The 19,466-nt window shown below is 42.9% G+C and carries 20 protein-coding genes and 1 pseudogene; 13 read left to right on the forward strand and 8 right to left on the reverse strand.

Annotation, left to right across the window (positions count from 1 at the left end; genetic code table 11):
• Nucleotides 1-11: 11 nt before the first annotated feature.
• From BTO30_RS13110 to BTO30_RS13135, 6 genes are read right to left on the reverse strand one after another with little or no spacing between them, the layout of a single operon-like run.
• On the reverse strand, nucleotides 12-206 hold the full coding sequence (locus BTO30_RS13110) for a 4-oxalocrotonate tautomerase (protein ID WP_075399169.1): 195 nt from the start codon (nucleotides 204-206) through the stop codon (nucleotides 12-14).
• Nucleotides 207-219: 13 nt separating this feature from the next.
• The gene (locus tag BTO30_RS13115) at nucleotides 220-1,005 is read right to left on the reverse strand and encodes a 2-keto-4-pentenoate hydratase (RefSeq protein WP_075399170.1); all 786 of its coding nucleotides are present in this window, start codon (nucleotides 1,003-1,005) and stop codon (nucleotides 220-222) included.
• A gap of 11 nt (nucleotides 1,006-1,016) precedes the next feature.
• Nucleotides 1,017-2,045: a 4-hydroxy-2-oxovalerate aldolase gene (gene dmpG, locus BTO30_RS13120; RefSeq protein WP_075399171.1), complete on the reverse strand. Its 1,029-nt coding sequence runs from the start codon at nucleotides 2,043-2,045 to the stop codon at nucleotides 1,017-1,019.
• A 25-nt stretch (nucleotides 2,046-2,070) separates the two neighbouring features.
• Nucleotides 2,071-2,952 (reverse strand): acetaldehyde dehydrogenase (acetylating), encoded by an 882-nt coding sequence (locus tag BTO30_RS13125; protein WP_075399172.1) that lies wholly within the window; start codon nucleotides 2,950-2,952, stop codon nucleotides 2,071-2,073.
• Nucleotides 2,953-2,965: 13 nt separating this feature from the next.
• Complete coding sequence (locus tag BTO30_RS13130; RefSeq protein ID WP_075399173.1) at nucleotides 2,966-3,745, reverse strand: 2-keto-4-pentenoate hydratase; 780 nt, start codon at nucleotides 3,743-3,745, stop codon at nucleotides 2,966-2,968.
• 16 nt (nucleotides 3,746-3,761) lie between these two features.
• Nucleotides 3,762-5,243, reverse strand: a complete 1,482-nt coding sequence (locus tag BTO30_RS13135; protein ID WP_075399194.1) for an aldehyde dehydrogenase — start codon at nucleotides 5,241-5,243, stop codon at nucleotides 3,762-3,764.
• A 225-nt stretch (nucleotides 5,244-5,468) separates the two neighbouring features.
• Here BTO30_RS13135 and BTO30_RS13140 point away from each other — a divergent pair, with 225 nt between their 5' ends.
• The 11 genes from BTO30_RS13140 to BTO30_RS13190 all read left to right on the forward strand — a co-directional run bounded on the left by BTO30_RS13140 (nucleotide 5,469) and on the right by BTO30_RS13190 (nucleotide 15,004).
• A complete protein-coding gene (locus BTO30_RS13140) occupies nucleotides 5,469-6,269 on the forward strand; it encodes an IclR family transcriptional regulator (RefSeq protein ID WP_075399174.1) in 801 nt (266 codons plus the stop codon).
• A gap of 36 nt (nucleotides 6,270-6,305) precedes the next feature.
• Nucleotides 6,306-7,250: an amidohydrolase family protein gene (locus BTO30_RS13145; protein WP_075399175.1), complete on the forward strand. Its 945-nt coding sequence runs from the start codon at nucleotides 6,306-6,308 to the stop codon at nucleotides 7,248-7,250.
• A 245-nt stretch (nucleotides 7,251-7,495) separates the two neighbouring features.
• A complete protein-coding gene (locus tag BTO30_RS13150; RefSeq protein ID WP_075399176.1) occupies nucleotides 7,496-8,752 on the forward strand; it encodes an aromatic ring-hydroxylating dioxygenase subunit alpha in 1,257 nt (418 codons plus the stop codon).
• A 66-nt stretch (nucleotides 8,753-8,818) separates the two neighbouring features.
• The gene (locus tag BTO30_RS13155; protein ID WP_075399177.1) at nucleotides 8,819-9,019 is read left to right on the forward strand and encodes a hypothetical protein; all 201 of its coding nucleotides are present in this window, start codon (nucleotides 8,819-8,821) and stop codon (nucleotides 9,017-9,019) included.
• A 16-nt stretch (nucleotides 9,020-9,035) separates the two neighbouring features.
• The gene (gene phtC / locus BTO30_RS13160; protein ID WP_075399178.1) at nucleotides 9,036-9,764 is read left to right on the forward strand and encodes a 3,4-dihydroxyphthalate decarboxylase; all 729 of its coding nucleotides are present in this window, start codon (nucleotides 9,036-9,038) and stop codon (nucleotides 9,762-9,764) included.
• A gap of 22 nt (nucleotides 9,765-9,786) precedes the next feature.
• Complete coding sequence (locus BTO30_RS13165; RefSeq protein ID WP_075399179.1) at nucleotides 9,787-10,998, forward strand: Gfo/Idh/MocA family protein; 1,212 nt, start codon at nucleotides 9,787-9,789, stop codon at nucleotides 10,996-10,998.
• Nucleotides 10,999-11,034: 36 nt separating this feature from the next.
• Entirely contained in the window at nucleotides 11,035-12,054 is a 1,020-nt protein-coding gene (locus tag BTO30_RS13170) for an NAD(P)/FAD-dependent oxidoreductase (protein WP_075399180.1), read from the forward strand.
• 36 nt (nucleotides 12,055-12,090) lie between these two features.
• Nucleotides 12,091-12,336, forward strand: a complete 246-nt coding sequence (locus BTO30_RS13175; protein ID WP_075399181.1) for a ferredoxin — start codon at nucleotides 12,091-12,093, stop codon at nucleotides 12,334-12,336.
• A 218-nt stretch (nucleotides 12,337-12,554) separates the two neighbouring features.
• Nucleotides 12,555-13,214, forward strand: a complete 660-nt coding sequence (locus tag BTO30_RS13180) for an isochorismatase family protein (protein ID WP_075399182.1) — start codon at nucleotides 12,555-12,557, stop codon at nucleotides 13,212-13,214.
• A gap of 46 nt (nucleotides 13,215-13,260) precedes the next feature.
• Nucleotides 13,261-13,980, forward strand: coding sequence for a class II aldolase/adducin family protein (locus BTO30_RS13185; RefSeq protein ID WP_075399183.1), 720 nt, complete (start codon nucleotides 13,261-13,263; stop codon nucleotides 13,978-13,980).
• A gap of 127 nt (nucleotides 13,981-14,107) precedes the next feature.
• Entirely contained in the window at nucleotides 14,108-15,004 is an 897-nt protein-coding gene (locus BTO30_RS13190) for a polysaccharide deacetylase family protein (RefSeq protein ID WP_075399184.1), read from the forward strand.
• 79 nt (nucleotides 15,005-15,083) lie between these two features.
• On the opposite strand, the gene BTO30_RS13195 is transcribed toward BTO30_RS13190, so the two are convergent.
• Nucleotides 15,084-15,326, reverse strand: coding sequence for a Rossmann-fold NAD(P)-binding domain-containing protein (locus BTO30_RS13195; protein ID WP_075399185.1), 243 nt, complete (start codon nucleotides 15,324-15,326; stop codon nucleotides 15,084-15,086).
• Nucleotides 15,327-15,579: 253 nt separating this feature from the next.
• On the opposite strand from BTO30_RS13195, the gene BTO30_RS13200 reads away from it, so the two are divergent.
• Nucleotides 15,580-16,860, forward strand: a complete 1,281-nt coding sequence (locus tag BTO30_RS13200) for a Rieske 2Fe-2S domain-containing protein (protein WP_075399186.1) — start codon at nucleotides 15,580-15,582, stop codon at nucleotides 16,858-16,860.
• Between the two features lie 50 nt (nucleotides 16,861-16,910).
• Nucleotides 16,911-18,005, forward strand: coding sequence for a zinc-dependent alcohol dehydrogenase (locus BTO30_RS13205; RefSeq protein ID WP_075399187.1), 1,095 nt, complete (start codon nucleotides 16,911-16,913; stop codon nucleotides 18,003-18,005).
• 569 nt (nucleotides 18,006-18,574) lie between these two features.
• Here the strand turns inward: BTO30_RS13205 and BTO30_RS13215 are convergent.
• Nucleotides 18,575-19,204: pseudogene (locus BTO30_RS13215) on the reverse strand (TRAP transporter large permease subunit); the annotation flags it as partial.
• Nucleotides 19,205-19,466: the final 262 nt, after the last annotated feature.

Consider the following 19,466-nt stretch of genomic DNA (forward strand, 5'->3'; position numbering starts at 1 on the left):
TCCTGAGCAAATTATTTATTGACTATTTTCGACATCGGGACACCAGCCCGGCCCCAATGCGTTTTTGGGATTTCCGTTACAACCACACGAACGGATTCGTGTGGTGCTTCAAGTGTGGCGGCAACGGTATCAGTCATATTTTTAATTAGATCTTCCACTTTCTCGGGCGGTCTGCCTTCGAGAATTTGTATATTCACAATCGGCATTGTTTTTTCTCCTTTATGCTTCTACTTTAAATGTAACATCTTGAAAACCATCGAATTTGCCGATTACTTGATCTCCTTCGGCAAGCATGACAGCTCCGGTAATTCCACCGGATAAAATGACGTCACCTTCACGAATTTTTTCACCTTTTTTGGAGAGCATATTCGCAAGCATCGCAATGGAATTAGCAGGGTGTCCCAATACGGCAGCACCTGCACCAAGCTCTTTGATCTCCCCATTAATGGACATCGTGACACCAACTAAATCAAGATCAAGAGCGGTAGGTTTTTTTAATGAATTTCCTAAAACAACTCTGGATGTCGACGCGTTATCTGCAACAACATCCGGAAGTGTAAAGTTGAAGTTTTCATAACGGCTGTCGATGATTTCAAGAGCCGGCACGACATATTCCGTCGCTGCAAGCACTTGGGCACCGGTAATACCAGGGCCTTCGATATCTTTTCCGATCACAAATGCAATTTCAGCTTCCACTTTTGGATGGATAAGGTCACGCAAATGGACTGTTCCGCCATCCTCGATCAGCATATAATCAAAAACGTATCCATAAATAGGCTCATCCACATTCATCTGCGTCATTTTTGCCCGGCTTGTGAGGCCCATTTTCGGGCCAATGATTTTTCGTCCTTCTGCTTGCTTGATTTTGACAATTTCTTCTTGAACAAGATATCCTTCTTCGACGGTAAGATCATTTTTGAGTGTTGCTGTCACTCTTGGTGTTTCATACTTTTCTATTTCGGCTTTCACGAGGTATTCAGCTATTTCTTTATACGTTGCTGGCATAATGGCTCCTCCTATTTAGCAATCAAGCTGTTCTTTTGTTTGGCAAGTTCGGCTGCGACATCAAAAATCATATCTTCCTGTCCGCCGACCACTTTTTGTTTTCCGAGTTCAATCAAAATGTCACGTGAATCAACTCCAAATTGCTGAGCAGCCCGCTCGGAGTGGAGTAAAAAGCTTGAATATACGCCTGCATAGCCGAGCACGAGAGATCCTTTTGTGATCTCCTGCGGTTTTTCTAAGATCGGTGCCACCAAATCTTCGGCAATATCCATCATTTTATAAAGGTCAATTCCTGTTTGAATGCCCATGCGTTCAAGAACCGCGACAAGCACTTCTGTTTGTGTGTTGCCTGCTCCGGCTCCGAGACAGCGGATACTGCCATCAATCCGGTCGGCGCCTTCTTGAATAGCGGCAAGTGTATTCGCCATCGCAAGTGATAAGTTGTTGTGGGCGTGGAAGCCAATATTCACAGATAACTCACTTTTCAGTCTGCGGATACGTTCTGCTGTTTCATGAGGAAGCAATGCACCGGCTGAATCCACAATGTAGACTGTATCGGCGCCGTAGCTTTCCATTAATTTCGCCTGCTCTGTCAGTTTTTCCGGAGACGCCATATGAGACATCATCAGAAAACCGACTGTTTCCATTCCTAATTCTTTTGCACGTGAAATATGCTGCGGCGCAACGTCTGCTTCGGTCACATGAGTAGCCACACGAGCCATTTTCGCTCCCAGTGAGGCTGCTTCATTTAGATCGCTCACCGTACCGATTCCAGGGATCAGCAATACAGCGATTTTCGCTTGATCAACAGCTGAAACAGCCGCTTCAATAAGCTCCATTTCATTTGTTTTGGATAATCCATATTGGAGAGAGGACCCGCCTAGGCCGTCCCCATGTGACACTTCAATGTAAGGAACACCGGCTTTATCCAGCGCGCCGGCAACAGAGGCAACCTGCTCTGTCGTATATTGATGACGAATCGCGTGGCTTCCATCACGCAGCGCCACTTCGGTAATCGTTACTTTTTTATTTGTCTCCATTGTATTCTCTCCTTTCTATTTGTCGTTACACAATGGCCTTAATTTTATGTTTCGCTAATTCTTCTGCTACTTTTACTGCAGCAGCCGTCATAATATCGAGATTACCAGAGTAAGCAGGCAAGTAGTCACCCGCACCTTCCACTTCAATGAAAACGGTTACCTTGTTATCCTCGAAAATTGGTTCCTGTTTCAAACGATAACCCGGCACATACGATTGGACTTCTTTTTCCATCTTTTTAATGGAGCGGATAATATCATCTTTTTTTACATTATTTCCATCTACCAGTGCATGAACCGTATCACGCATCATAATAGGGGGTTCAGCGGGATTTAAAATGATAATGGCTTTTCCTTTTTCTGCTCCGCCGATTTTTTCGATTCCGCCTGCCGTTGTTTTTGTAAATTCATCGATATTTGCACGCGTTCCAGGACCCGCACTGTCACTTGAAATGGTAGCAACAATTTCTGCGTAAGTTACGGATTGAACACGGTCAATGGCATGTACCATAGGAATCGTCGCCTGTCCGCCGCATGTAATTAAATTGATATTGTCTGCCTGCAAATGTTCCGTTATATTAACCGGCGGCACAACGAGAGGACCCACTGCAGCAGGTGTAAGATCCAATACTTGTTTGCCCGCAGCTTTCAATTTTTTCGCATGGCGGATATGTGCTTTCGCGGAAGTCGCATCAAAAACAATGTCCGCAAGTTCCGGGCGCTCCAAAAATCCGTCAATGCCGTTATCAATTGTTTCATAACCGAGTGCTCTTGCTTTTCTCAATCCATCGGAGTTCGGATCGATACCGATGACCGTTGTCAGTTCGAGTACCTCAGAACGTCCCAGCTTGATCATTAAGTCCGTTCCGATATTACCGGAACCGAGTACAGCAACTTTTATTTTATCCATAAAGAAACCCCTTTCATTCTGTGAAATGAACACTTACTTGTCCAATATGAGCAAATCTAGCAGTGAATACATCGCCGGCTTTCGCGTCAATCGCCGCTGAGAGGGCGCCTGACAAAATAACTTCTCCGGCTTCAAGCGCGATATCAAATTCCGCCAGTTTATTGGCAAGCCATGCGACACAGGATACAGGATTGCCCAGTGCTGCGGCGCCAACTCCTGTGTTGACAACTTCTCCATTTTTCTCAAATACGACGCCAATCATCTCAAGGTCGATTTCCGCCGGATCTGCCGGTTTTCCGCCGAGAATATAAAGTCCTGAAGAAGCGTTGTCGGCGACCGTATCTGCCAGTTTAATTTTCCAATCGCGGATGCGGCTGTCCACAACTTCCAGTGATGGAACGATATATTCTGTTGCTTTGATGACATCAATCGGCGTGATGCCCGGACCTTTAAGCGTTTTCTTTAATACGAAGGCAATTTCCGCTTCTACCTTTGGCTGAAGCAGCCGCTGGACTGAAATGGCCCCGCCGTTCTCGACAACCATATCATCGAGAAGGTGACCATAATCCGGCTCATCTACACCAAGAAGATTCTGCATCGCTTTTGATGTAAGGCCAATTTTTTTGCCGGTTATTTTCCGTCCGGCTTTCACTTTTTCAGCAATCGTTTCAAGCTGTACGTAATAAGCATTTTTTACATCAAAATCATTGATCACTTCTGTAAGAGGGTTTGTGCCGTTTCTTGTTTCTTCAGCTTCTAATAGAAGGTTTGAATATTCTTTAATTTGTGTCATTGGATGACCATCCTTTTTACAATTTAATCGTAATATTTGACAGTTCAGAATAGAAATCAAGGCTGTGCATGCCGCCAGTTCGGCCGATTCCGCTGTGTTTCATGCCGCCAAATGGTGTGCGCAGGTCACGCAGGAACCATGTATTTACCCAGACAATTCCAGCTTCTACTGCGTGGGAAACGCGGTGGGCACGACGCAGATCATTCGTCCAGATGGTAGCGCTTAAACCATAATGCGTGTCGTTTGCCTGAGCGATGACTTCTTCTTCTGTATCAAACGGCAGGACCGTTACGACCGGGCCGAAAATTTCTTCTCTTACACATCTTGAATTTCGGTCAAGTCCCGTTAAAATCGTCGGCTCAAGGAAGTAGCCTTTTTCTAAGCCTTCCGGACGGCCTCCGCCAGTTAAAATATTGGCGCCGTCTTCACGGGCAATATCAATGTAGCTGTTTACGCGATCATAGTGCTCTTTGCCGACAAGTGCGCCGACATTTGTCTCTGATTCAAGAGGATGGCCCACTTTTAATTTGCGTGTCTCTTCTGTGAATTTCTCAAGGAATTTTTCATAGGCTGGACGCTCGACATAAATACGGGAGCCGCATAAGCATACTTCACCTTGATTGATAAAGCTTGAGCGGATCGTTGTTTCCACGACTTCATCCAAATTCGCATCCGCAAAAATAATATTCGGGTTTTTACCGCCCAATTCAAATGATAATTTTTTCAAGGAAGGAGCAGAGGCCTTCATGATAGCTGAGCCTGTGCCCGGCTCTCCAATAAATGAAATCGCATCAACATCCGGATGCTCTGAAATCGCACCGCCGGCTGAGTTTGGCCCGAATCCGTGAACAAGGTTCACAACGCCGTCCGGAACGCCCGCTTCTTTACAAATTTCCATCAATACTGTCGCTGTCATTGGTGTCCATTCTGCTGGTTTAATAACCGCTGTATTTCCCATGCCGAGACAAGGCGCCAGCTTCCATGTTAAAAGAAGGAGAGGTAAATTCCACGGTTTAATAATGCCGACAACACCAACCGGGCGTCGGTATGAGTAATGAATCGCCTGATCATCCTGCTGCTGCGCTTCATTATTGATTGAAATAATATAATCGGCAAAGAAATGAAAATTGTACGCCGCACGTGGAACATCAATTTTGTTGGCAAGAGAAAGCGGCTTTCCTGTGTCATAGGATTCTAAATGAGCCAGTTCGTCTTGTCGTTCCAAAATCAAATCGCCGATTCGACGAAGAATTTTTGAACGCTCCGTTAACGTCATTTTTTTCCACGGACCGTCAAGCGCCCGCCGTGCTGCCGCAACTGCAAGATCCACTTCTTCTTTTCCGCCTTCTGCAACAGTGCCCAACACTTCTTCTGTAGCCGGGTTAATGTTTTCAAATGTTTTTTTATTAAGCGAGTTGGTGAATTGTCCATTAATAAAATGCAAGCAATTAATTGGCTCTGTTCTTCCTGTACCTGTTGTTGAACCGTTATTTTTCAATGAAGGTGTTGACACGTTTATCCCATCCTTTATTCTGAATTTTTCAACTTCTTAATCTATGTTAATCAATAAAATTTCGCTATACAACACTCAAGTTCTTCTATGTGCAACAAATGACAAAAAAATAAAATATTCAATATTTTCTTTTCATCATCCGTTGAATTTGATATATTTTCTCCCATAAACGTTTGAAAATTGCTGAATGTGAAACTAGGGGGTGAAAAAATGAGTGAAGAACAACTTCTTTCATCAGTAAAAAATGCGCTCCGTATTTTACGAAGCTTTTCCATGGAAGAACCTGAGAAAAAGGTCAATGAATTGGCGGAATCACTCGGAATGAATAAAAGTACGGTCAGTCGGATGATGACAACACTGGCCAGTGAAGGTTTTGTTTATAAGGATCAAAAAACGAAAAAGTACAGGCTTGGCATTTCAGCTTTAGCGTTAAGCGGCATTGCAAGCAGTCAACTTGATATATCCCGTGAATCTCAATCTGTTTTAAAAGAACTCGTTGAGACAATTGAAGAAACCGTTCATTTATCCGTTCTTGATCAACTGGAAGTGATGTATTTGGAAAAAGTTGAATGTCAGCAGCCGGTTCGCGTCTTAACGTATGTAGGCGGCCGAAACCCTGCCTACTGTACAAGTGCGGGGAAAGTCATCCTGGCTTTTTCGGAAAAAAGTCTTACGGAAAAAGTAATCGCTGACGGGCTGAAGTCGTATACCGAATACACGATAACGGACCCGGCGGATCTGTATGAGCATCTTGAGCAAATTCGTGAGAGCGGTTATGCATACAGCATTGAAGAGCTTCAAGAAGGTGTCACCTCTGTGGCGGCTCCTGTATTTGACCATACAGGCTCGATTGTTGCAGCGCTGTCGGTAGTGGGTCCAAAGCAGCGCATTCAACCGCATAAAATTCCCGTTTTTGCAAAAAGAATTTCCATTGCCGCCGTGGAAATTTCCGCCCGATTAGGGTATCGCTGCACGGTTGATCATGAGGAAACGATGAATAATATGTTTTAAAAAATAAAACAAACGAACTGAGGAGGAAATAACGTTATGCATGATTTTCACACACATTTTATACCAGAAGAGGTTTCGAAATGGCTTCAAGAACAAAAAGAAAGCGTGAAAGCGGAGTGGAAAAACACAGACAATCATAAAACATTTCTGACGGTGAATGGAAAATGGGGATTTGAACTGAAGGATACATTTACTGATTATAAGCGGTATAAAGAAGAGCAAGAAAAAGCGGGTGTCACTCATCCGGTTATTTCCCCGGTTCCGCAATTATTTTTATATGAACTCCCAACAGACATCACGGCAGAATTAGTCACGGTATACAACCAGTCGCTTGCAGGGCTTGTTCAGGCAGAGCAAAACCAATTATCCGCATTCGCTACTGTCTCTCTGTCCAGTCCGGAACTCGCGGCTGAGCAATTGCGAAGCGCAATGAACAATGGATTGATTGGCGCAATTATCGGTCCGAATGCGGATGGACGAATGCTGACGGACCCTTATTTCACTCCTTTCTTTGAAGAAGCAGACCGGCTTGGGGCCATTCTCTTTATTCATCCGCTTCTTTGTGAAGATCCCCGGCTGAAGAAAAGAAAAATGCCGAATCTGATTGGTGTACCGTGGGAAACAACAGTTTGCGCCACAGATTTGCTGCTGGGCGGAATGCTGGACAAATACATGAACATCAAATTTTTATTGGCTCATGGCGGCGGGTTTTTACCGTATCAAATCGGGCGTTTAAATAAAGGCGCCTCGCAATGGCCGGATGTTTCAGGCGTTTTGGAGGCTGCTCCCGAAGAATATTTAAAGCGTTTTTGGTTTGATTCTGTTCTCTGGCATCCCGAAGCACTGAATTTTCTGATTCAAACAGTGGGAGAGGAGCACGTAGTTCCCGGATCTGATTTTCCTTTTGACCTATGCGTCTGGCCGCCGGAAGCAAAAACAGATAAAGGATCCGCCATCCTTTTACGCGAGCCTGGAAAATAAAAATAGAGAAAAAAGAAAAATAAAGCCATTTTGTTGCATATAAAAGAACTAGGTGGTTGTATATAGAACACTTTCTGTTTTAGAATGAAATTACACAAAATAAAATAGAGGTGATCAAGCGGAAATTTTAAAATCTGATTATTGTAAATATTCTTTAAAATGGAAGCGTATACAGATGGTTGTTACATGAATGAAAAGGCTGAATAAAGCGTTGGAAAAAATTTGACCAAAAGGAGAGCTGAACCATGTTAAGCAAAGAACAAAACAAAGCTTTGACTCAAGTTGGATCCGGAGAGCCGATGGGGGAGCTTTTAAGAAGATATTGGCACCCAATTGCCGCAAGTACGGAAGTTGAAAAAATCGGTACAATCAAAAAATTGAAAATCCTGGGTGAAGATCTTGTATTATATCGTGATAAGTCAAACAACCTTGGTTTAGTGGCAGACCGTTGTGCCCATCGGGGTGTATCTCTTGAATATGCGATTCCGGAAGAATGCGGATTGCGCTGTCAATATCATGGCTGGTTATATGATAAAACCGGTCAGTGTGTAGAACAGCCAAATGAACCGGAAGACAGCACATTTAAAAACCGGATTAAAATTTCAGGATATGAAGTGCAGGAATTGGGCGGTTTGGTGTTTGCTTATATGGGTCCTGCCCCTGCTCCTGAATTGCCAAAATGGGATTTGTTTGTTCAAGACAACGTAATTCGTACTATCGGATATGCGGTAATCCCATGCAATTGGGTGCAAATTATGGAAAACTCGTTGGATCCAACGCATTTGGAATGGCTGCATGGGCACTATTTTGAACATATTTTCGAACAGCAAGGCCGCCCGCAGGACGAATGGCCGATTACAAAGCATCATTTGAAGATTGGATTTGATGAGTTTGAGTATGGAATTATTAAACGCCGCGTGCTGGAAGGGCAGACAGAAGAAAATGAAGATTGGGCAGTCGGTCATCCAATTGTTTTTCCAAACTACTTAAGGGTCGGAGACAGCGGAGCTCACTCTTTCCAAATTCGGGTTCCAATTGATGAAACCCATACATTGCATTTCTGGTATACATGCTTTGTACCGGCAGAAGGGGTTAAAGTGCCGGAAAATTACCCGATTACGTTCTATGAATGCCCGATTTATGATGAGAACGGAAAGTTTGTAACAGATTATATCGATGGACAGGACATGATGGCGTGGATCACACAGGGGCCTATTGCGGATCGCTCTGTAGAACGTCTTGGCACGTCGGATAAAGGGATTATCATGTACCGTCAAATGCTCAAGAGAGAGCTGAAGAAGATGGAAAACGGGGAAGATCCTAAATGTACGATTCGTGACCCGAAAGAAAATACGTATATTGAATTGCCGCAGGAAGAAGATAAATTCAGTGAAGGCGGTTTATTGTCAGGGGTAGCCGTTCACTGGAATACAAGATATGCACCGAACCTGACGGAAATTATTGAAATTTGTAAAGGCGGAACTGTTACGTCAAATGTATAACATTCTATGAAGGAGCCTCTCTTATGAAGGGAGGCTGCTTCTCCCCTTATTCAGGAGGTTTTTAAAATGGCGGAGAAGAACAATTACGAAATGAAATTAAAATACTGCCCGAACTGCGGAGAGTCTCTTTTAAAACCAAACAGTCTTTTAAATGAATATTGGATTTCAGAAGACACGGCCTACTTTTGCTGGTGCGAAGTGTGTTCGTGGAGAGGCGAAATTATTGAAATAAAGCGTGTGACGGCTCCAGAATTAGCTACATCATAATAAAGGTGTGAAATGAATGAATAACGCATTGGAAGAGCTTAGAGAAAAAGTCGCTTTATCATGCCGGATTTTAGCGATGGAAGGTTTAGTAGATGAAACGTTGGGTCATGTCAGCGCCCGTATTCCGGGAGCGGATGAAATGTTTATCCGCTGCCGCGGCGAATCGGAAAAAGGAGTCAGATACACGGCCGTTGACGCGATTAGACGCGTGGATTTCGATGGTCACGGTGAAGATTTGCAAGGTGTATATCATGTGCCGAAAGAGCTTTCCATACATGGTGAAATCATGAAATCACGTCCGGAAGTCGGCTGCGTTATTCATGCCCATCCGCCGGCTGCGCTTATTTGCGGGATAACGGATCTGGAATTTCAGCCGATCTTCGGCGCATTTAATATACCCGCAATGCGAATGGCGCTTGAGGGTGTTCCTGTTTTCCCGAGATCCTATTTAGTGACACGGCCGGAATTGGCAGCACCTATGATTGAAACGATGGGGAATAAAGACGTTTGTTTAATGAAAGGGCACGGAATTACGGCTGTAGGCGCTACGGTGGAAGAAGCCACAATCAATGCCTTGAATTTTAATACATTGGCAAAAGTGACAATGGAAGTGGAAAAAATGGGCAAAAAAGCTCAGCCGATTTCAGAAGAAGATATTGCGGAATTACCGGATTTAGGGACAAAGTTTAATGCGAAATGGGTCTGGCAGTACTATGTGAAAAAATTACATGAACAAGAAAAATAATTTGCAGGAGAGGAGCCGAATTATGCCTTCAGAGAAAAAAAGTTTAAATATAGGTATTGTAGGATTAGGAATTGCCGGTGCATCCATGATTCCGGCTGTTCTGGCTCATCCCCATGTCAACTTAGCTGCAGCGGCCACAAGAAATCAAGAACGTCTTGATAAATTTGCCAAAGATTATAACGCAAAAACATACTATACAATTGATGAATTATGCAAGGATCCGGAAATCGATGCGGTCTATATCGCGACACCGACAGAGCTCCATACGGAACATGTGCGGATTGCAGCCGAAGCGAAAAAACATATTATTGTTGAAAAACCGTTGGCTGTTACTTTGGAAGAAGCAGAAAACATGATTGACCTGGCAGACAAAAACGGTGTTTATCTGATCGTTGGACATTCCCACAGCTTTGAACCGCCAATTCAAAAAATGAAGGAAATTATCGACAGCGGAAAGCTTGGAAAAGTGCTAATGATCCATAACTGGTACTACAATGACTGGATTTACCGCCCGAGAACGCCGGAAGAGTTGAAAACGGAGCTTGGTGGAGGCGTTACATATCGGCAGGGATCGCATCAATTTGATATTATCCGCCTTTTAGGAGGAGGGGAGGTCCGAAGTATTCGTGCTGTGACCAATATTTCAGATCCATCCAGACCGACAGAAGGAAATCACACTGTCTTTTTAGAATTCGAAAATGGCATCCCGGCAACGGCTGTGTACAATGGATATGATCATTTCCATACAACGGAACTGACATATAACATCGGAGAAGGCGGCCCGTTATCAAATTCAGGTGTATATGCGCAAGCCCGCAGAACAATAAAAGAAACAAGTTCGCCGGAAGATGAAGTAGCGTTAAAAGTAGCTGCCGGTTACGGCGGTAGCCGTTCTAAAAATTACCAAGACGCAGAAAAGCATCATCCGTTTTTCGGTTTAACGATTGTGAGCTGTGAAAAAGGGGATATTAGACAAAGCCCGGAAGGTTTAACGGTTTATGGAGAAGACGAAAAATATACCGTGACCATTCCTATGGAAGAAACCGGAAGGCTTAATGTCATGAACGAATTATACGAAGCGGTTGTCAAAGGGATAAAGCCGATCCATGATGGACGGTGGGCTAGAGCCAATCTGGAAGTATGTATAAAAGCCATTCAATCATCAAAGGAAAGAAAAGAACTATATTTAAACTATCAAGTTCCGGTCAAAGAGCCAGTTGAAAGTGAATTGTAATGGTTTCATCAGAATATAAATCAGGGGTGAACAGGAATGCAGGAAAATGAAAAAGTATTTGATATTACGATTATTGGCGGCGGACCGGTTGGCATGTTTACGGCTTTTTATGCGGGAATGCGGCAGGCGACCGTTAAAATTATTGAAAGTCTGCCACAATTGGGCGGCCAGCTTTCTGCTTTATATCCTGAGAAATATATTTATGATATCGCGGGATTTCCAAAGGTTCGTGCCCAGGAGCTCATCGATAACTTAAACGAGCAAATGAATCTTTTTAAAGACAATACGACTCTTTGCCTTGGACAGTCGGTCCAGCATATTGAGAAAAAAGATGGTATTTTCACCCTCAAAACAGAAGATGAAACACATTATTCGAAATCTATTATTATTACGGCTGGAAATGGCGCGTTTCAGGCAAGAAAGCTGCCAATCGAAGTGCCGGAAAAGCTGGAAAGTGCCAATGTGCATTATTTTGTAAATGATTTAAATCGCTTTGCCGGCAAGAAAGTCGTTGTATTTGGCGGCGGAGATTCGGCTGTTGATTGGGCATTAATGCTGGAGCCAATTGCTGAAAAAGTAACGCTTGTCCATCGGCGCGACAAATTCCGCGCGCATGAACATAGTGTCACCCTGCTGGAACAATCGAAAGTAGAGATTGTCACGCCGTATGTACCGGTCCGCTTAGAAGGCGAGAATGCCGTGGAAAAAGTGATCCTCGAAGAAGCGAAAGGAAATGGCGGGAAAGAGATTGAAGTGGATGATGTGCTTGTCAACTACGGCTTTGTTTCGTCATTGGGGCCAATTAAAGGCTGGGATCTTGCTATTGAAAGCAATTCCCTTGTCGTGAACTCCAGAATGGAAACCAATATTGAAGGCATTTATGCTGCCGGCGATATTTGTACGTATGAAGGAAAAATTAAACTGATTGCAACAGGTTTTGGAGAGGCTGCAACGGCCGTAAGTAACGCCAAAGTGTATATCGAGCCATCAGCAAAAGTACAGCCATTGCACAGCACAAGTTTAATGGAAAAAAAACAAGATAAAACATTGGTTTAACATCCGATTCAACTATCAATACAGGAGGTCATAATGATGTCAAAATTTACGTGGGTAGATCAAGATACGTGTATTGCTTGCGGAGCGTGCGGAGCAGCTGCTCCAGAGATTTATGATTATAATGACGAAGGAATTGCATATGTTATTTTGGACGATAACCAAGGTACTTGTGAAGTTCCGGATGAATTATTGGACGAAATGGATGACGCACTGGAAGGCTGCCCGACTGAATCCATTAAAGTAGCGGATCATGCCTTTACAGAAGAAATGAAAATCGGGTAAACACGAACTCAGCTTTTCCTGTCAATTCATTTTTATTGCAGCTTGATCTTAAAAGCAGGCTTATTTCGGAATCATTTGAACGGCGGCTGCATTTTCCATCAAAGAATAAATACAACAAGACAGCAACGATAATTTAGTTATTTTTGCTGTCTTGTTTATTTTTCTTCATATAAATAATTATGGTTTTAAATAAAGCTTCCAATAAGGAGTGGTAAAATATGATCGATCATGAAGAAAAAAAATTCTTTGAAAAACAGGGGTTTGGCAAGGAGATGGGCTTCGGTCAGCGGCCGGCTATTCTCGTCATCGATTTCATTAATGCCTTTACGAATTATCAAGACTCTGACATGGTCTTAGCTGCCAATTTGGAAAAACAACTAATTGAAACAAATCGTTTGTTGGATGCTTCTCGGCCGCTGGGCATTCCGGTCATTTATACAACGGTCAGTTATGATGATAACTTTAAAGATACAGGCATATGGTCTTTGAAGCAAAGCGGTCTTATGACACTGCGGGCAAATACGGAAGCGGTCAAAATAGACGCAAGGCTTCATTCGCAGGAAAAAGATACGTTACTGACAAAAAAATATGCCTCATCCTTTTTTGGCACCGATTTAACTTCACGGCTGACGTCCCAGCAAGTCGATACACTTATCATTACGGGCTGTACAACAAGCGGCTGCGTTCGTGCAAGTGTAGTGGATGCCGTATCTTATGGATTCAGACCGATCGTTGTGGAAGAAGCGGTAGGCGATCGTTCAGTAGCGGCCCACAATCAAAGCTTATTTGATATACAGGCGAAGTATGGAGATGTCGTTTCAGTAGAAACTGTTTTATCTTATTTTGAAGAAATGAAAAAGAAAGCGCTATCACATTAAGAAGAAATTCACCTTCATTTTATAAAAAACATTGGGGGAAAGAAAAATGGGCGAACTGAGAGAACAGGCAATTCAGGAATTGGTGAAGGCAAATAAAATTCTTTATAGCGAAAAAGTATTATTTGAGGCATTTGGCCATATTAGCGTGAGAAATCCGGAGAATCCGAATGAATTCTTTCTATCAAGATCATTAGCGCCAATGTCTGTTGAGCAGGATGATATCTTTACGTATGATCTGGAAGGGAACTGCTTAACAGAGTCGGAAAAAAAATCATATGCGGAACGGGTCATTCATTCGGAAATATATAAACATAATCCAGATGTTCATTCAGTCTGCCACAATCACGCCCAAGCGCTGATGCCTTTTACTGTCCTGGACATCCCGTATAAACCGTTATCCCACTATGGTGCCATGTTTTATGAAGGTGTTCCGGTTTATGACGATTATGATGTGTCTGACGGGATGCTGATTCGGAATAAAGAGGAAGGAGAAAGAGTGGCCAGATGTTTGGGACAAAAAAGAGCGATCCTCCTTAGAGGCCACGGCGTCATTGTGACGGGAGAGTCCTTGAGAAAATGTGTAATGAATTCTATTTTTATGGTTATTGATGCTGAAAATCAATACAACGCATTAAAGCTGGGCCAGCCGAAATACTTGAGCTATGAAGAAGCGAGAACCTGTGATAAAAAAACATGGAACATGGATATTTCCCAGGAAAGAGCATGGAATTTTTGGTGTTCTAAATTAGAGTTAAATAAAAAATGACAATTAATCATGAAAATTAGTCCGCCAGCATATAGTAAAGATAGAGAGTTAGATGGTTTCCTATTTATTGTTTTTCAGATCATGATCAAAGTGCACGGTGCGGTGCATTAAAAAAGGAGAGTTCATAATGAATCATAATCGTTTTGACTTTTCACCTATTGTGACAAGAAAACCTGTCAAACTTCCTGATGGAGCGCGAGTGGCTCTTTGGGTCATTCCAAATTTAGAGCACTTTCATTTTGATCAGCCATCTACCTCTATTTACGGAGGGACTGCCGGATTAAAGCCTGATATCTTAAATTATTCCTGGCGTGATTATGGAGTGCGAGTTGGTGTTTGGAGAATGATTGAGATTATGAAAAAGTACAACATCAGGGGCACAGCTGCGCTTAATTCAGAAGTATGCGCAGGGTACCCGGAAATCATAGAGGCCGGACAAGAATTAGGATGGGAATGGATGGGGCATGGCAGTACGAATTCCAGGCTGATTACGAATATGGATGAAGCAGAAGAGCATCGGTTAATCAAAGACGTACTGGATACGATTCAAGCAAGCACTGGCACGCGGCCAAAAGGATGGCTGAGCCCCGCATTAACGGAAACGGTTCATACACCGGATTTATTAAGAGAAGAAGGAATAGAATATTTGGCGGATTGGGTCAATGATGACCAGCCCTATGCAATGAAAGTCAGAAATGGGGACTCATTATATTCGATTCCTTACTCTATTGAAATCAATGATATTACTTCATTCCTAAGCTTTGGTCATACGCCGGAACAGTTTTATCAAATGATCATTGATCAATTTGATGTTCTTTATGCTGAAGGAGAAACAAATGCGAGGGTTATGTCGATTTGTCTGCATCCGTTTCTGATCGGCCATCCGTTCAGAAGCAAGTATCTTGAAAAAGCTTTTTCATATATCACTGCTCATGAAGGCGTCTGGCTGGCGACAGGAAATGAAATCATTACTCATTTTAAAACGGCCCATCAAGAAGAAATCTATAATCAAATTACCAATTAAAAACGTTTATAAAAAATGGCTCGCAAAAAGTTGCGGGCCATTTTTTTATGTTTACTTCATATCATGTTGTGCGGTTCTCTTACCAAACTTGAGCGACTTCAGCTCTCAAGGCAGCCTCCCAGACAGGTAAAACGGTAAAACCGTCTTTTTGGGCAAGCTCCCAATTTTCATCACCTAAGCGAAGGCCGATCACGACATCGATTCCATGATTTCTAAGAAAGTTTGCCCGCTGCTGGCCGCCGTTATCCTGATAACCAAGAATAGCAACCGTCTTATTGCTGTAGCATTTAATAATCATTTGCTCAAATTCTTTATCGTTCATTCTATTGCCCTTCTTTCCCTTTTTATTTATTTAGAAAAGTATAAAGTGTTCTTTTTCTTCTTATTGTACACATGCCTTCTAAGCAAAACAAATTGAGTCTTTTAATCACGCCTATTAAGAACTTTAATGTTTTTGAAAGGGGAAAAGCTATTATCTTCTTCTATAGCACAGATAAAAAGAATCAATTTGAAAACGCTTTATATTTGTATGAAAATAGAAAGAGAAGATAAACATCAAGGGGAGGAAATAACATATGCTATCTATTAACGATAATCATTTATTAACACAAACAGGTCCGGACACAACAATGGGCAATGTCTTAAGACAATATTGGATTCCGGCATTTTTAGCAGAGGAACTTCCGGAACCGGATTGCCCGCCTGTACGAGTAAAACTGTTAGGTGAAGAATTAATCGGTTTCCGTAATACAAAAGGGGAAATCGGATTAGTGGATGAATTCTGTCCGCACCGCAAAGTTTCTCTCTTTTATGGACGCAATGAAGACTGCGGACTTCGATGCGCTTATCATGGGTGGAAATTTGATACGGAAGGAAACTGTGTGGATCTTCCTTCCGAGCCGGCGGAAAGCAAATTTAAGAATAAAGTGAAAATTAAGTCGTATCCATGTGAAGAACGCGGCGGCGTGATTTGGACGTATATGGGACCTCCTGAATCCAAACCGGAACTTCCGGAACAAGAATGGATGATGGTATCAGACAAGCAGCGCCACCTTTCAAAGAAAATTCAAGAATGCAATTACTTTCAAGCTTTAGAAGGCGGAATTGATTCCAGCCATGTATCCATTCTTCATTCAGGATCGGTCGGCGGATTAGGCGTTTCTAAAAAAAGCAGCAGTACGTCATTGTTAGCCAGAGATACAGCGCCGCGATTTGAAGTTGTGGATACGGATTACGGACTTTTAATCGGCGCAAGAAGAGAAGCGGATGAAGAAAACTTTTATTGGAGAATTACACAGTTCTTAATGCCTTGGTACACAATGATTCCTCCATTCGGCGGCGCTCCGCGCGGCGGTCATGCATGGGTGCCGATCGACGATGAACATTGCTGGGTATGGAGCTGGAGCTGGACACCGGACCGCGATTTAACAGAAGAAGAAATTGCGCAAATGAAATCCGGAGCGGGCATTCATCCGTCATTAATACCGGGTACATTCCGTACAAAAGCCAATAAATCCAATGATTTCCTGATTGACCGTGACATGCAAAAAAGAGGGGAATCGTTCGCAGGCATTTTCGGAGTTGGTATGGAAGACCACGCCGTTCAAGTAAGTGCCGGGTCTATCGTTGACCGGTCACAGGAAAAGTTAGGAACAAGTGACACGGCGATTATTAAAGCGCGTCAATGTTTATTAAAAGCAGCGAAATTGCTTGAAGAAGGAAAAAGACTGCCGGCACTGGATCCGGAAACACATCGAATCCGCTCTGCATCTGTTTTACTTCCGAAAGGTGTTCCGTTCCAGGAAGGCGCGAAGGAAGCGCTGGCACTTACAGAAAAAGATTTCGAAGCGGTATAATCAGACATTCATATTCAGCAAATACAACGGAATAGGGTGAGTGGATTCTTATGACGGAAAAAACATTAGCGGCAGTCGCCACGGGTACGAAACAGACCGAAATAAAAGAAGTGGCTTTACCGGATATCGAATCTGCGGCCGGCATTTTAAAAGTTGAAATTGTCGGGGTCTGTGGAACCGATGTTTCCTACTATAATGATCTAAAAGCACCGATGATCTTAGGCCATCATGTTGTGGGGCATATTCACAAAATTGGTGAAGCAGCCTCTAAACGATGGGGCGTTCAAGAAGGGGACCGTATTGTGATGGAAGAATACATCCCATGCGGTCAATGCGAACTGTGCAGAACGGGATTATACCGTTTATGTCCGGATACAAATCCAAAAGTAGATGGGATCCGATATGGCGCTACTCCAATTGATATTGAACCCTCTCTTTATGGCGGGTTTAGCCAATACATGTATCTCCATCCAAATGCGGTCATTCATAAATTGCCGGACCATGTACCGGCAGTGGAAGCGGCCCTGGCACTGCCGCTTTCAAATGGATTTGAATGGATGCGGATTATCGGAGGAGTCGGGCCTGGGTCTATCGTTGTCATTCAAGGACCGGGTCAACAAGGGCTTGCCTGTGCTTTAGCGGCTAAAGCAGCGGGGGCGGAGACCGTCATTATGACAGGCCGTCAAAGCAGCTTGGAGCGGTTGAATCTGGCTCTGGAATTAGGAGCTGATTACATTGTGAATGTTAGTTCGGAAAATTTGGCTGAAAGAGTAAAAGAAATAACAAATGGAAAAATGGCTGACTTGGTCATTGATGTAACGAGCGGAGGAACGGATCCTGTTGTATCTTCATTGGAATCAGCGAAAACAGGCGGCCTGGTGTTATTAGGCGCTTTAAAAGGCAAACGCTTTAATGACTTTGACCTCGATATTATTTATAACAAGAGTTTAACGATAAAGGGAGTGCGCGGACACAGCTACAAGTCCGTCCAGATGGCTGTCGAATTTATCTCTTCGGGTAAATTCCCGCTCGCGAAAATGAATTCTCACAATTATCCCTTAAATGAAACAGACCTGGCTTTAAGAACAGCGGCCGGTGAAATGGATCCATCTCGTCTATTGGTTACTGTTTCACCGTGGCAATAAAATTGTATTGGCAAGTAGAAGTATCTGGTTCAAAACGCTAAAAAGGAACAGTTGCATCACGCTGTCCGGCGCGAATTGCAGGATAAAAACGAATAAAGCGGCGCAATTCACCTGAAATAATAGGTGTTGCGCCGCTTTTTCATTTCATTGCGCTAAAAAGAAATTACTCATTTTGTCAGCGGAAAAAATGCAGAGATTGCCCTGTAAGCTCGTCCATCATTACTTATGGGGATTTTACCCTGCTTGTTTTAAAAGCTCTTATGGCAGTGCTTAAAGGCTCAATAAAGAGAGGTGTGAAACGGGTACCTTAGGAACCCAGTACCAGCAGACCGCTTTTAATGCAATCAGGTCTGTTCACAAGTGTTCGCCTTCTCCTTAGTATTGCGGCGGCGTTATTAACACGTCGTTTGAATCACATAATTGAAGCTGCTGATAATAGGTTCCCCGTCATTGACGCGCTGGATGCTTTGAAAAGATTCATTGCGAATAGGATAGCAGAAAACAAAAAAATGTCTCTGCTTTTCAGGTATTCCTGATCGTAGAGACATTTTCATTTAACTCTTTTAGAATTAAGAGAATATCGATGGTATCCATAAGACGATCGCCGGGAAGTAAGTGACGATAAAGAGAACAATCACAGAAACGCCAAGGAAAGGCCATACCTGTTTAATTAAAGACTCCAGCTTGACCCCGCCTACACTGGAGGCGACGAATAAACCAGCTCCCACAGGAGGTGTTAAACTGCCGATAACTGTATTAATACCTATAATGCCCCCAAGGTGAATTAAATCAATTTCAAACATTTTAGCAATCGGAACTAAAATAGGCACGAGAATATCGATTGAAGCAATCCCATCCATTACCATTCCGACAAGAAGTAAAAAGATATTCAAGATTAATAGGAAAATAAGAGGGTTTTCCGAAATAGTACCCATCCATGCAGCAAGAACCTGCGGAATCCGCTCAAATGTGAGAACAAGACCGAATAAATTGGCCATAGCCAGTAACATTGTAACGGTAGCTGTAGACAATGCTGTATTAATAAAGACAGTTGGAATGTCTTTAAACTTCAATTCGCGGTAAAAAAAGATCCCTACTATAATGGCAAGAGCGCAGGCAATGGCTGCGGATTCAGTGGCAGTAAATATACCCAATATAATGCCCAAAATAATAACTGCGGGCACAACCAGCGAGGACCACTTTTCTGTGAATTTGTGTGTGGTAACTTAATTCTACCAGAAAAGGTATTCTTTTTTCTGTTTATTTACAAAAGATATTTTACGCTCTCCGGACTATTAATTTTATCTATTGGTCGGATAAAATTAATCAATTTGAAAATGTTGTCTCTTTAATTAATAATTTAAATAGAACAACCCGCGTGTTGATTTTGACTAATGTTCCTTAAAGAACCGCAAAAATAGACCTGCACCGTTGTAAAATGTAAGTACGACCCCACACTGA

Origin of the sequence: Domibacillus antri (assembly GCF_001936625.1) — a bacterium.
In the GTDB taxonomy this organism is placed as follows: domain Bacteria; phylum Bacillota; class Bacilli; order Bacillales; family Domibacillaceae; genus Domibacillus; species Domibacillus antri.